Source organism: Paraburkholderia nodosa (assembly GCF_001718195.1).
Lineage (GTDB): Bacteria > Pseudomonadota > Gammaproteobacteria > Burkholderiales > Burkholderiaceae > Paraburkholderia > Paraburkholderia nodosa_A.
Map to the genome: position 1 here is coordinate 18,549 of NZ_MCNV01000037.1, position 11,980 is coordinate 30,528.

General features: G+C 59.5%; 11 protein-coding genes and 4 pseudogenes. 7 read left to right on the plus strand and 8 right to left on the minus strand.

Annotation, left to right across the window (positions count from 1 at the left end; translation table 11 throughout):
* The first annotated feature begins 284 nt into the window (after positions 1–284).
* Positions 285–986, plus strand: coding sequence for a GntR family transcriptional regulator (locus BFD71_RS35175; protein WP_069268830.1), 702 nt, complete (start codon positions 285–287; stop codon positions 984–986).
* A gap of 291 nt (positions 987–1,277) precedes the next feature.
* Here BFD71_RS35175 and BFD71_RS35180 read toward each other — a convergent pair whose 3' ends face one another.
* Complete coding sequence (locus BFD71_RS35180; RefSeq protein WP_069268831.1) at positions 1,278–1,904, minus strand: hypothetical protein; 627 nt, start codon at positions 1,902–1,904, stop codon at positions 1,278–1,280.
* A gap of 163 nt (positions 1,905–2,067) precedes the next feature.
* Here BFD71_RS35180 and BFD71_RS43070 point away from each other — a divergent pair.
* A pseudogene (locus BFD71_RS43070) lies at positions 2,068–2,154 on the plus strand (IS6 family transposase); the annotation flags it as partial.
* Here the strand turns inward: BFD71_RS43070 and BFD71_RS35185 are convergent.
* Positions 2,153–2,526 (minus strand): annotated as a pseudogene (locus tag BFD71_RS35185) (DUF4158 domain-containing protein); the annotation flags it as partial. The pseudogenes BFD71_RS43070 and BFD71_RS35185 sit on opposite strands and share 2 nt — an antisense overlap.
* 1,334 nt (positions 2,527–3,860) lie before the next feature.
* Positions 3,861–4,292 (minus strand): annotated as a pseudogene (locus BFD71_RS43075) (IS6 family transposase); the annotation flags it as partial.
* A gap of 345 nt (positions 4,293–4,637) precedes the next feature.
* Here BFD71_RS43075 and BFD71_RS35200 point away from each other — a divergent pair.
* Entirely contained in the window at positions 4,638–5,075 is a 438-nt protein-coding gene (locus BFD71_RS35200) for a hypothetical protein (protein ID WP_141710902.1), read from the plus strand.
* A 179-nt stretch (positions 5,076–5,254) separates the two neighbouring features.
* Here BFD71_RS35200 and BFD71_RS35205 read toward each other — a convergent pair whose 3' ends face one another.
* Together BFD71_RS35205 and BFD71_RS35210 are read right to left on the minus strand one after the other, a co-directional pair.
* The gene (locus BFD71_RS35205; RefSeq protein ID WP_069268836.1) at positions 5,255–5,839 is read right to left on the minus strand and encodes a hypothetical protein; all 585 of its coding nucleotides are present in this window, start codon (positions 5,837–5,839) and stop codon (positions 5,255–5,257) included.
* Positions 5,840–5,881: 42 nt separating this feature from the next.
* Positions 5,882–6,874, minus strand: a complete 993-nt coding sequence (locus BFD71_RS35210) for a DNA-binding protein (RefSeq protein ID WP_069268837.1) — start codon at positions 6,872–6,874, stop codon at positions 5,882–5,884.
* A 78-nt stretch (positions 6,875–6,952) separates the two neighbouring features.
* On the opposite strand from BFD71_RS35210, the gene BFD71_RS42460 reads away from it, so the two are divergent.
* Both BFD71_RS42460 and vapC read left to right on the plus strand, forming a co-directional pair.
* A complete protein-coding gene (locus BFD71_RS42460) occupies positions 6,953–7,357 on the plus strand; it encodes a type II toxin-antitoxin system VapB family antitoxin (protein WP_256095055.1) in 405 nt (134 codons plus the stop codon).
* Positions 7,354–7,758, plus strand: coding sequence for a type II toxin-antitoxin system VapC family toxin (gene vapC / locus BFD71_RS35220; RefSeq protein ID WP_027820332.1), 405 nt, complete (start codon positions 7,354–7,356; stop codon positions 7,756–7,758). The genes BFD71_RS42460 and vapC overlap by 4 nt, the downstream gene beginning before the upstream one ends.
* Before the next feature lie 57 nt (positions 7,759–7,815).
* Here the strand turns inward: vapC and BFD71_RS35225 are convergent, their stop codons facing one another.
* A complete protein-coding gene (locus BFD71_RS35225; protein WP_069268838.1) occupies positions 7,816–9,930 on the minus strand; it encodes a TOTE conflict system archaeo-eukaryotic primase domain-containing protein in 2,115 nt (704 codons plus the stop codon).
* On the opposite strand from BFD71_RS35225, the gene BFD71_RS35230 reads away from it, so the two are divergent.
* On the plus strand, positions 9,929–10,276 hold the full coding sequence (locus BFD71_RS35230) for a hypothetical protein (RefSeq protein WP_069268839.1): 348 nt from the start codon (positions 9,929–9,931) through the stop codon (positions 10,274–10,276). The genes BFD71_RS35225 and BFD71_RS35230 overlap by 2 nt on opposite strands.
* Positions 10,248–10,488, plus strand: a pseudogene (locus tag BFD71_RS39745) (integrase core domain-containing protein); the annotation flags it as partial. The gene BFD71_RS35230 and the pseudogene BFD71_RS39745, both read left to right, overlap by 29 nt.
* An 88-nt stretch (positions 10,489–10,576) precedes the next feature.
* Here BFD71_RS39745 and BFD71_RS39750 read toward each other — a convergent pair.
* Together BFD71_RS39750 and BFD71_RS40980 are read right to left on the minus strand one after the other, a co-directional pair.
* Positions 10,577–11,305, minus strand: a complete 729-nt coding sequence (locus BFD71_RS39750) for a GntR family transcriptional regulator (protein WP_083245650.1) — start codon at positions 11,303–11,305, stop codon at positions 10,577–10,579.
* A gap of 84 nt (positions 11,306–11,389) precedes the next feature.
* A complete protein-coding gene (locus BFD71_RS40980) occupies positions 11,390–11,623 on the minus strand; it encodes a hypothetical protein (protein WP_141710903.1) in 234 nt (77 codons plus the stop codon).
* Positions 11,624–11,980 lie beyond the last annotated feature (357 nt).

Consider the following 11,980-nt stretch of genomic DNA (forward strand, 5'->3'; position numbering starts at 1 on the left):
AGTTGGCGGTTACACCGAAATGATACCTAGTATATTTTGCGAGGCGCATGAGCTTCAAGGTGAGACCTGAACCGTCGTTGATGTCGGTGCGCCGATTGTTTAGCGCCTTCCCGACATCCGACAGTTCGTCACAGGACGCCTGGGCTGTTTCGATGTAAAGCGGTGCGCCGGATGCTGCCCGTTGTCCGCAAAACGTTCCGTAAATGCTTGGGATACTAGGCATCCATGGACGCCCGGGCTATAGTCCCGTTGGTCCCATCGACCTTTCGCGCCCGAGAGTCAACTTGATCAAGCCCCAATTACAACCCTCACCGTCGCTGCATGAAACGGTACGCGAGGAACTCCGTCGACGCATCGCAGTCGGCACCTATTCTCCCGACGCCGCGATCCCGTCGACGGCCATGCTTAGTGAAGAATTCGGTGTTAGTTCGATTACGATAAAGCGTGCGCTACGCGACCTGCAAGCCGCAGGGACGCTCGTATCGATTCCCGGGAAAGGAACATACGTCAAACAACAAAAGCGGCTGTTGCATCAACTCGACGCGATGCAGCCGTCGTTTGACGATTCGAGCATACGTTCAGTATCGGTCACGAGAGAGAAAATATCCGATCCGACCTTGAGTACGATCGCCCTGCCCGACCACGTGATGCTCTGTGTCCGAAAAACGATCTGGATGGACGATGCGCCAGTCGTGTACGACACGACCTATCTTTCTCCGGATATCGGCGACGATATTGTGGACGAGTTCGGAGAGCGCTTCGTCGTCGACGCTCTGGCCAAGCACGCGATCCACGTCACCCGGACCTATCTGATCATCGACGCGGCACCCGCCACCGCCGAAGTGGAAGAAATATTCGGCGTTCCCAATGGCTATCCCGTGCTGCGGCGGCTATATCGGATGATGACGAGCGAACCCGGAATTATCGTTTATGGCGTCCTCCAAGCGCCGTTTGACAGGCTCGCATGTACCGTGGACTTCCCTTGAATGCAGGCAGTCCTCTCGTCGGCCTAACTCAATTGCATCGGGGACTGCGGCGAGAAGCCTCCTTTACCCTGCCGCGACTCGATACATGCCCGCGCATACGCGAACGAAAGCAAAGCCTGCGCAACGGCACTGAGTCCCGGCAAGGGGTAGCGACAAGGTAAGCACTTATGCCCTGCAGCGCATAAGTGCTTATCGTGGTCAGGGGCCAATCAGCGGCTCTCAGAGACCAAGTTCTGATCGTCAAGACGGCCTCGGTTTGACGCTTACCTTACATTCGCTGCGGGCAATGGTTCAAAAAATCCATTTTGGACCAAAATCAACGGTGCGTACTCCAAATATTTTTACGTGGAGATGGGCTTCTAATTGCACGGCGAATCCATCTTTTACGCGTATGGTGATGGTGTAATTGCCACCGAGGCTTTCTGTTCCGATTTTTTCAGTACGAGTTAGCTGGCCGTCCGAGAATGTCAAAAGGGCCTCACCGATTGTAAATCCGAGAATTTTGCTTTTGACAGCAGCGGTGTACTTGCCATCCTCTGGATTTTGAATTTCTAGATGAATGCTCGCTATGGCTAAGGGGATGTCCAATTTATATGGAAAACGAATCGCACCACGGACGGCTCGGATTTTGAATTCGTTAAGAATAGCCCCATCTTTTTCGAGCAGCTCATATGCTTCTTTGCAGGCCGCGTCAAATTCCTGCTCGGACAGGCCGCTATCTGTGCGTAGCTTGTCACGGTCGGCATCGTTGCGAAAACTTATGGTATCTACAACAGCTTCTGTTGACATAATGATCTCTCGTGCAAAATCATTGAATTGAATGGGCACGCACGACGCGATGGCCGGTAGCACTCCTTCGCTTCCGCCCCCCAGAACACGCGTATCCCCGATGAACTCCGTAGCAGTAAGAAAACCCATTTCTTATTGCTTAGCAAGCAAGATAGTCCCACCAAATGGCAAAGTCACTGATGCGAATCAAGGAAATGCTGTTTGTGGGGTTCGCCGCCTTGGCTGGCTCTGGTGCAAATAGGGCCGGCGAATGGGTTAGAGTTGTCGGAACAAAACGAACCGACGAGCCGAGATGAGCAAGCTGAAGAGTCCGGAGAAGTTGTTCGGCGGACGCCATTTTGATCGGGAGATCATCATTCTGTGCGTTCGCTGGTACCTGCCCGTGTCGCGATCGCGTTCGCGTCGGTGCCGTAATACGGTTTCACGTCGAGCCAGGTGCGAACCGCCGCGTAATGCCGGAACAGCGTTGGGGAGGTCTCAGTGTCGTAGCCTAATTGCATGGTGTCGCCGATATCGGCGGCTGCCCGAACTTGTTCAACGACGCCGCCGGAATGGTATCGAGCGGAGGGAAATAGTGCAGTTGCTGAAAGACCTTCAGCAGCACCAGCAGGCCCAGTCGAGGTCGCTCGCCGCGCGTTGACCGGCGTGCCCATTCGAGCTCGTCGGGCAGTGGCGTGTAGCAGGTTTGCAGTTCCCGGGATGCCAGGACCTCGGGGAAGCGCGGGTACGCGGTGCGTTCGAGGGTAGCCATTGCGGATCGTCCGGATCGCAGAGGGCCGCTCAGATTAGCGCAAGAAAAATCAGAGGTTACTGCACAAATCGTAATAACCGGCGCAGTCTTTATAACTCCAAGGCTTATGATAGGAACTTATGCTTACCTTGTTGATACCCCGTTAACGGACATACCTCCTCTCTCTGCCAACGCTCTTTCGCCCGCTTGAATTCTGGCAAGATCAGCGTCCATTGCCTCCGACCCTAGCTGACGGGCGGCCCGGACGTCTCTTGCTGCGCGCTCAGCCGCCTGTCGGCTGGGGAAGCCTCTGGCGGCGGCCAGGGCGTCTCTTGCTGCGTGCTCAGCCGCCTGTCGGCTGGGGAAGCCTTTGGCGGCGGCCCGGGCGTCTCTTGCTGCGCGCTCAGCCGCCTGTCGGCTGGTGAAGCCCTTGGCGGCGGCCCGGGCGTCTTTTTCTGCCCGGTCAACCGCGCCGGTCGTCGTTACGCCTAGTTTTTGCGCTTTTTGATACATTGATTTTCGCCTTGCAACTCGGTCTAGGGCTTTCTTGTCGCCTTGCTTCAGTTCATCATCGGTGACGTCACATCCAACAAATGTGTCCGTATTGACGACACCGCCTGGCTTGTGGCTGCAATTGATAGGCTTGACGGTTGTGGCGCTCGAGCGGGAACGTTGCGAGGGGGGAGGATAGGGCGCGGCTGCCACCTGCCTGCCCTCGCGGCTGGAATTTGTCACTGTTGCTGGCGCTCTTGAGGAACTGGCAAGTGAGCTGGGTGGGAGCTGCCCAGACGCATCGGAATAGCGCGAGTCATACGTCGATCCGGTTGCGCGACTATCGATCCCGGAAGGCAATGGTGCGCCAGCGAAGTCTTGAGGGTTGCGGCGCGCAATCAACTCCCGCGTCAGATCGGCTTGAGAGTAGTGCGTCAGTGCGCTGGCTGCTGGACCACCGCTGCCTGCAGGGGCGCTTTGCGGCGGAGGAGCTGGATTGCGCAACTGATCTTGCAGTTCAGCAATCCGATGATCGATGCGGCCGTCCACGTTTGCAAGGTAGGACCTCTCGTCTTGCAACTGCGTGATCTGTTGATCAAGAGTAGGCGCTACGGTCGGTTGGTTTATTGAAGCGCGGGGAACATGTGATTGACCTGACTGCCCCCTGCCTCGTTGGGGCAGTCCACCCAGCACAGATGCTGCATTCTGATTCTGGCGGAATTGCCGGATGTCATCCGCCTGGTAGGGAATCCGGCCAGGGCGATGCCGGTTAACCTCGTTGGTGGTGGACTGCGCGTCATAACCTTGCTGAAGGTAATAGCTGGCCATATGCTGTGAATCAGGCGATAGTCGCATGGTTGCTCCGGTGAATGGGTCTGGTGTTCGATGACAATCCTTCGTGGCGCGTTGGCACAGGCGGCCAGCACGCGGTTGAAGAAGCGCTTTGCTGCGGCCTTATCGCGATGTTTCTGCAGCAGGATGTCGAGTTCGGCGACGTGCTGGTCGACTGCCCGCCAGAGCAGATAAGGCTCACCGCGCAACGTAACGAAGACTTCGTCCAGATGCCATGTGCGCCCAGGCTTGCGGCGGGCAACTTTGACGCGATGTGCGAGGCCCACGCCGAATTTGTCGCACCAGCGGCGGATCGTCTCGTAACTGACAACGACACCGCGCTCGAACAGCAGTTCTTCAATATCACGCAGGCTCAGTTGGAACCGGAAATACCACCGAACCGCGAGACTAATGACTGCCGCCGGGAACCGGTGGCCGTGATAAAGCGATTTTCTTTTCTTCATCGTGTCATCTTGCGTGACTACCTCGCCAACGTGACAGTGCCCCCGCAACCACTTGTTATCGTAACGGCCCTTACTCGCCCTGAGTCCACTATCGCGACACAGCCATGGATAAACTTAACAGTCATCTTCTCATGAACTATCACACAGACAGTTACGACCAGCCCAACCATTTGTGCTTTCCGTCACTAAGCTTTGGGCAGCGGTTGGCGCGCCCCTTTTTCACGAGGACAGCGTGGCGTGATCAAGCTGTCGACCACGCAGAACCGAAATCGAAACCAAGAGGTCTTTTCGGCCCGTTAGGAATTGATTCTTACCTCATGGGCAGTGCAGCATAAGGATGGTCACGTGAATAAGGTAATGCAGTCTCCTCGCGCTGCGGTACCACCCCAATTAACCCTCGTCGTGGGCGTGGTATTCCGACTGGTCCATCTAGGCATCTATTGCGTTGAAGGTCCCGACGCGATGATCCAAGAGACGTTCAATAAGATCTGCTGCGACGACCTTGCAGTCGACATTGAGCGAGAGTGGCTTCAAGAAGGCGACTTGGTGGTCAGTCTGTGCCGTGTTGAAAAAGCATTTGAAGTGTTAGGGAAAGCTGGCTTCAGGAGCGCGGACGCCGTCGTCACGATGCAACGTTACTTTGGCATCGAGCATGCGAAGGCCCGGCATTACGTATCCTCACGAAATCTTGCGTCGCTGTACCGCGAGCAGGTAGTGGGGCGCTCTCGTGGTGGTGAGAAGCGCACTGTCAACTTGGCTGACTTCGTCGATGACGATCCATAACGCACTGCGGCTCAGAAACCAGTCGACGGAGCTTGGGTTGGCGAGCCCACTTGGTTACCGCACACTGCCCGCGCGAGATAAAATTTTCGCCTCCTGGGGGGGGAGACACAAGACAATTAACATCAAAATAATTGATATGTAGTTCAGCCAGAACAAACTGTGTGGGGCAGCAGTTTTTTTCATGCGGCCCAGTGCAAACATTCCTCGGCGGCGGCGGCGAGCCATTCCGCATCCAGCATCAGAAACTCGGCCAGTGCTACCTGTGCGGGCGTCAACGCCTGTAATCCCGCAGGCACCGGCGGTTCGATTTCATCATCGTGTAGCTCATCATTCCCGAGGCGGGCAAGCCAGCCAAGATAAAGCGGGCGAGCATCGCCGCCGAGCAGCTCGTCGCGTACAGGCAGCAGGCGCGTCATCCACCCCGCACCATCCATCTCCTCCGAGAAGCGGGCGTGTTCGCCCGAGTCATCGTTGAACGACCAGTCGAGGAGGCACCAGTCATCGACGTCCATGGCCTCGAACGCTTTCTCGAAACGGGAGCGCCTCTTTCGTCCAGCCTTGACGTAATCGCGGAGGGTCGCCGCGTCAAACGTCCCGCGCGGCAGGCGAAGAAGCAGGCGGCAGCTCCCCCAGTTGGAGGAGTAGACGTGGGCATCGAAATATTGCTGTACCCACTCGAGCGGGTCGCCCTTGAGGTTGCCCCAGTGATATTCGTTGACGAAGCTCGAGGCGGTAATCGTGGCCCGCGTGGAGAAACTGCGCAACTCTGCCAGCGTGATGTCCTTTCGGCACGCGACGCGGCGCTTTCAGCCCGCCGCGTCCGCGCCGCCCAGCCGCATCCGGTAGTCCACCAGGAGCTGCTGCTGTGCTTCGAGCTGCGCGGCCAGCTTCGTGCGGTCCGCGCGGAGCGAGTCGCGAGCCTCGCGTACCTGGAGCAGCTCGGCTGCCCGCGCATCGGCTGCCGACTGCGCTGCGTCGCGCTCGGCCTCGGCGCGCGCCCGATCGGTGAGCGCACGATTGAGGGCGGACTGCAGCGCCTCGCCATGTGCCTGCTGATCGCGTGCGAGCCGGGTCGTGGCCGTCGCTTCTGCGACGAGCCGCGCGTTGTCCCGGTTCAGCTGTGTGATCTCGTTCTGCCGGACGATGGCCGTCTGGTTCGCCTGGCGTAGCTCAGCCTGCACCTGCTGGACCTGCTGCTCATGTCGGCGCGCTTCCTGTTCGCGCTGCTCGCGCGCAGCCGTACGGAAGTGCTCAAGGGCATCGCGCGCATGCACGAGCCTGGCCTCAAGCGACAGGCGGAAGCCTTCCTGCTCGGCAAGGCGCTCGGTCTGGTCGCCTACCTGCTGGGTGAGCCGCTCGACGTCCAGGTCGCGCTGATGCAACGCCACGCGAGTCCCGGCGTGCGCCTCCTGCTCCGCGCAAAGGGCGGCGGTCGCGCCAGAGAGCTGCTCCCGCACCGTGGCCAGCTCAGCGCCGAGCCTTGCGATTTCGGACTGCGCCTGCTGGCGCTGCGCGGCCGCAGCGGCGGCCTGCTGGTCGACGAGGGCTTGTGCTTCTTCATGCAGGCGGGCCGCGAGCCGGGCCGCCAGATCCTGGATCGCGTCCGAGAGCGACCCGGCGCGTGTCAGTGACGCGCCCTCATCTTCTTCCAGTTCCCTCAGGTAGCGGTGGATCGTGGTTTTCGAGCCCGTGTTGCCGAGCGCGATACGTATCGCGTCGATCGATGCGTGCTGCCCCTGTGCGAGCAACGCGTCGCGGGCGCGCTTCACGTCCATGCGCGTAAGACCGGTGCGGGCCATCTGCTTCCTCGCTCGAATATCGTACTGTATTACGTACCATGTATATACGTATCGCTGAACGCGGTCAAGGGCGGCCGGATGTGGGTGTGGCTGGCCTGCGATAAAGGCGCATTATCCAGTGTGATGGTCCGAATCCGGCTGGTTCCGCCGCACAACCGGTACGAAACATGGAAATTGACGATCTCCAGGGGATTGCTGGTCAAATCGGGATGTCGCAACCCGGAGCGTGGACCACAAGCGTTTGATGTGTATAATTCAATTGTTTTATACACATATACGAGGCGCGCCATGCGTACCAATATCGAGATCGACGACCGGTTGATGGCCGAAGCGCTTGCCGCAACGGGCATCCGGACCAAACGTGAAGCGGTCGAGCTTGGCCTGAAAACGATCATCCGGCTCAAGCAGCAGGAGCAGATTCGCCAGTTCCGCGGCAAATTACCGTGGGAAGGCGACCTGGATGCCATGAGGCGCGACCAGTGATACTCGTCGATTCAAGCGTGTGGATCGACTACTTCCGGGGGCTGGCTTCACCCCAAGCCAGCCGACTGGATGCCCTGCTGGGCCGGGAGGTGCTGGTCACCGGCGACCTGATCGTCGCCGAGGTGCTACAGGGATTTGCCGCCGAGTCGGCGTTCAATACTGCCCGGCAGCTGATGACGACGCGATTCGATGTCGTCTCGCTGGTGGGGCCGGATAACGCCATTCAGGCGGCCCGGAATTACCGCATCTTGCGAGCGCAGGGCGTAACGATCCGCAAAACCATCGATACGCTGATCGCGACGTGGTGCATTGAAAACGGTGCGCCGCTGCTCTTCAGCGACCGGGATTTCGATCCGTTCGTCGAGCACCTCGGTCTTCAGTCTGCAATGCGCGACGACTAACGTGCCGGTGACAGCAAACAGCAAGAAACGATACGGAATACGAATTCACCACCGGTTTCAGGCCAACTGGAGCTGGATATCTTCTCCGGGCGTGCGGACCTGATAGCCCATTGCCCGGTAGCCGCGCTGGCGTTTCTCCCACATGCGCTGCAGCACCGGATGGCCGCCATCCACATAATCGATCACCCGTACGCCGGTCTTGCCCGCATGCTCGCGGTGCAGCCGGCCGGCGTACTGCTGCAGCGTGCCCCTCCACGCAACCGGCATGGCCAGCACCAGCGTGTCCAGCGCCGGATGGTCGAAGCCTTCACCTACGAGCCTGCCAGTCGCCAGCACCACGCGGGGCGTGTCACCGGCCAGCGCGTCAAGGGCAGCCAGCTGTGCCACCCGCGCTTTCCGGCCGAGGCGACCGTGCAGCACGAACAGCGGTTGTACCGTGTCTTGCAGCATCTGCTGCAGGCTTTCGAGATGGTCCGTGCGCTCGGTGAGTACCAGCACGTTCCGCCCCTGCCCGTACTGTTCATGTACAGCCGCCGCGATCATCTGCGTGCGCGGGGTGTCCTGCGCGAGCTGAGCGAACACCGCCTGGATTGGCGCGTCGGCCGCGACGTCCACTGCGGAGGTGAGCCTTTGCGGGAAGACCTCGAGCATCTGGGGCGCGCTGGCCGGGGATTTCGCCGCATGCCGGATCGGCCCGCACAGCATGAACATCACCGGTTGCTGGCTGTCGCGCCGCACGGGCGTCGCCGTCAGACCCAGCACGTAACGGGCATGGACGGCCTTGAGCACCGCCTCGAAGGAATCCGCCGAGACGTGGTGACATTCGTCGACAATGACATGGCCGTAACGCCGCAACAGCTCGCCGCGGGCACCATCGGGTGCCACGGATTGCAACATCGCGACATCGATCCGGCCCGTCGCCTTCGACTTGCCACCGCCGATCGTGCCGATCGCGCGCGCGTCGAGTGCGAGAAACGACTGCAGGCGCTCGCACCACTGGTCAAGCAGCTCCCGGCGGTGCACAAGCACGAGCGTGTTGACGCCACGCTGCGCGATCATCGCGGCCGCCGTCACGGTCTTGCCGAACGCCGTCGGCGCATGCAGGATGCCGGTGTCGTGTCGCAGCAGGTCGGTGACGGCCGCCTGCTGGTCATCGCGCAACGTGCCGGCAAACGGAACTGCAAGCGGCTCGCCGGTGCAGCGCTCGTCGCGGATGTCGCAGGCGATGTCGTTATCGCGCAGTAGCGTCACGACGTCGTCAAGGCATCCGCGCGGCAATGCAATGTGGCGCGGGCAGTTCTCGGCGCGCCCAATGATGCGTGGCTTGTCCCATACGCTGAAGCCGCGCGCCTGGGCCCGGTAGAACTCCGGATTCTGGAAGGCGGCCAGCCGGATGAGCCGGTTGAGCAGTGCCTGCGGAAGCTGCGCCTTTTCAAGATAGAGCTGGTTCGCGAGCGTCAGTGTGAGCGATGCCGGCATCGTTCCGGCCAGCCGCTTCGGCTGCGCGGGTGGCGGCTTCCACGGTTCGGCCTGATCCTCCTCGGCGATGAACGCGACGTCGAGCGGGTGCGCACCGCCCGTGGCGCGAAAGATCACCCCCTCGATGTCGCGGCTGTCCATGGTTTGCACGGACGCGAGATACGACCACTGATCAGCGTACGGCTGAAAGCCGTCATCGACAAACACGCTCCAACCATGCTCGCGCGGGTGCTTCTGCAGCGGCAGGGCAATGAGGTTACCGAAGCCGCCTTTGGGCAGCACATCCTGGTTCGGGAAGAGCCGGTCATAGGACGTCAGTTCGAGCTGACGGGTCCGGGTACAGGTGTGGCTGATGATGGCTGAGCCCATCCGTCGCGCGTCACGTGCAGCAACGGCCGACGAGAAGAAGATCCACGCGTGAGCGCCGTTGCCTGAACGCGAGATTTCGAGCGATACGGGCACGTCCATCTCGAGGCAGGATTGCCGGAATGCCTGCGCATCTTCACGCCAGCCTTCCTCGTCGAAGTCGACAGCGAGCAGGTAGCAGGTGCCGTCCGGCATTAGTGGATAGAGGCCCACTGTGCGATCGCCGGCCAGGTGCGTATAGACGACCTGGTCGTCCAGCGTCAGCAGTACACGATGCCCGCAGTCGGCACACCGGATGCGGGGCTTTCTGCCCGCGAGCGCTGACATGATCGCGCGGTACCTTGCCGATCACGCAGAAACCCTGTCTATCAATACCCTGCGCTCGCGGCTTGCAGCGCTCGCGCAATGGCATCAGACGCAGGGTTTTCCGGATCCGACGAAGGCACCGCATGTACGCAAGGTTCTCAGAGGCATCGTTGCGCTGCATCCCGCAACCGAGAAGCGGGCGAAGCCCATGCAGCTCGCGCAGCTCGAAAAGCTCACAGCCTGGCTCGATGAGCAGATCGCCAGGGAAGCAGACGAGCGCGAGCGCCTCGCGTGCATTCGCAACCCAATCAGGTGTTCACCTCGGACATCACGTGCATCTGAGCCGCAAAGGCAGTTGCTGGGATAACGCACCGACGGAAAGTTTCTTCAACAGCCTGAAGAACGAGCGCCTGCATGACACGAGGTATCGCACGCATCGCGAAGCCGTGGCGGACGTTCGAATATTTCGAAGAGTTTTATAACCGCAGTCGTCGTCACTCATCGCTTGGCTTCGCGTCGCCATCCCAGGTCATGCAAGACTGGCTTGTGGCTCAGCGGACAAGAGGTGCGGCTGCATAACCCGGGCCTCTGGAAGGCGAAAAACCGGGGGAATCTCACGTGACACTGTCAATCAGCATTGCCCTCGACCCGAAACATCCCATCCCATTCACTCCGTCCTCCATGCCAGCCGGTCGAACGGCGACTCGGATACCCCAAAGACCGAGACCACTGGGTCTTCTGCTATTAACTGATAAACCCGCTGTAGCGTTGGAAATCCTTCTGGAATCGAAAAGACAGCTTTCGCCTCATCCGAGGCAGGCCGTGCTTGTAAAAGCAATCTTGAGCTTTCGACGGAAATTCCACGGTCATGTAGCAACTCACCAACCGACTTCCTATCCAGCTCGTCAACAATATCATCGCCAAAGCATTGCGACACGTATAGAGTGTCAAACACAATCGGCATTGTAGCAATCGACGTCAACGTTCTGACACAGCAAATGGGTTCAATTGGAACATCAAATTCTCTGAATGCGAAGCTTGAGAGCTCTTCTCGTGTTACGGAAACTATCGTGGTCTGTGGCTCAATAACAGGGGGCTGCCGACCGACAGAACGCGTAAGCGAAAAACCAAAATCAAGGATGAATCGTCGCTTCTCCCTCACAAAGATTCCACGCCCGGGCACGCAGTCCACTATCCCAGTCGACCGGAGATCTTCTATTGCGCGACCTACAGTTGTCACACTGACACCGAAACTATCGGCGAGCTCGCAGATCGACGGCAGTCGTTCGCCCACGGCATACTCCTGCTCTGCCACACGCCGCGTTATCTCGTGCCGAATTTTTTCGTGTAGTCGCTTTGCTATCATTTTTTCACTCAGAAAAACTCCACAAAACATGCAAACCTTAATCGCGGTCGCTCGTAAACTTATCATATGTTCTGTTCCACTGAACCAATGAAACTGCACTAACCTGATAGACGTCTATTGCGTTTCCACTGGGTGGTAGATCGCATTGAGTACTTCGGCCGTGGCAAGCTGGACAAGCTTGTCCTCCAGCGCCGGCACGCCCAGCGGGCGTTTGCTGCCGTCGGCTTTGTCGAAGTACACGCGTCTGATAGGCTGGGGCCGGTAAGCCCCTCGGGCGAGCCGGTCGGACAGGTCCAGAAGCCGGCCTTCAAGGTCCAGTCCGTACGACTGCCACGTCTCGCCGTCCACCCCGGCAGCCCCTTGCGCTCCCGCCCGAAGTAAGCTGCCCGCAAGCGGTCGACCGCGTAGATGTGATGCAACAGGGTGGTCAGCTTTACACCCGGTCGGCCTTTGGCCGTCTGTCGTATGCCGTCGAGCGCCGTTCCCATGTCACAAGACCGCCCCAATCTGCGGGATGTGCGCGCTGCGACTGCATTGCCCTTGGCCTGCTGCCTTTCCTCCATCCACCTTCATATCAACCAAATTGATTCGCACGAGCGACAACTCGCTCGACGGGATAAGGGTCGTCCGCTCCGCGCAGCGTTTGGTCTCAGTGTTGTCCGTTCCTCGTTTCAATGTTTACCGCTTCCCTCCGATGACCACGTC

Bases quoted from the DNA above. Each gene is read 5' to 3' on its own strand.
- BFD71_RS35210 (WP_069268837.1), bottom strand. From the start codon at position 6,874: ATGGCCCGCACCGGTCTTACGCGCATGGACGTGAAGCGCGCCCGCGAC.
- BFD71_RS35180 (WP_069268831.1), bottom strand. From the start codon at position 1,904: ATGGGTTTTCTTACTGCTACGGAGTTCATCGGGGATACGCGTGTTCTG.
- BFD71_RS42460 (WP_256095055.1), top strand. From the start codon at position 6,953: ATGTGGGTGTGGCTGGCCTGCGATAAAGGCGCATTATCCAGTGTGATG.
- BFD71_RS35230 (WP_069268839.1), top strand. From the start codon at position 9,929: ATGATCGCGCGGTACCTTGCCGATCACGCAGAAACCCTGTCTATCAAT.
- BFD71_RS35225 (WP_069268838.1), bottom strand. From the start codon at position 9,930: ATGTCAGCGCTCGCGGGCAGAAAGCCCCGCATCCGGTGTGCCGACTGC.
- BFD71_RS39750 (WP_083245650.1), bottom strand. From the start codon at position 11,305: ATGTTTTGTGGAGTTTTTCTGAGTGAAAAAATGATAGCAAAGCGACTA.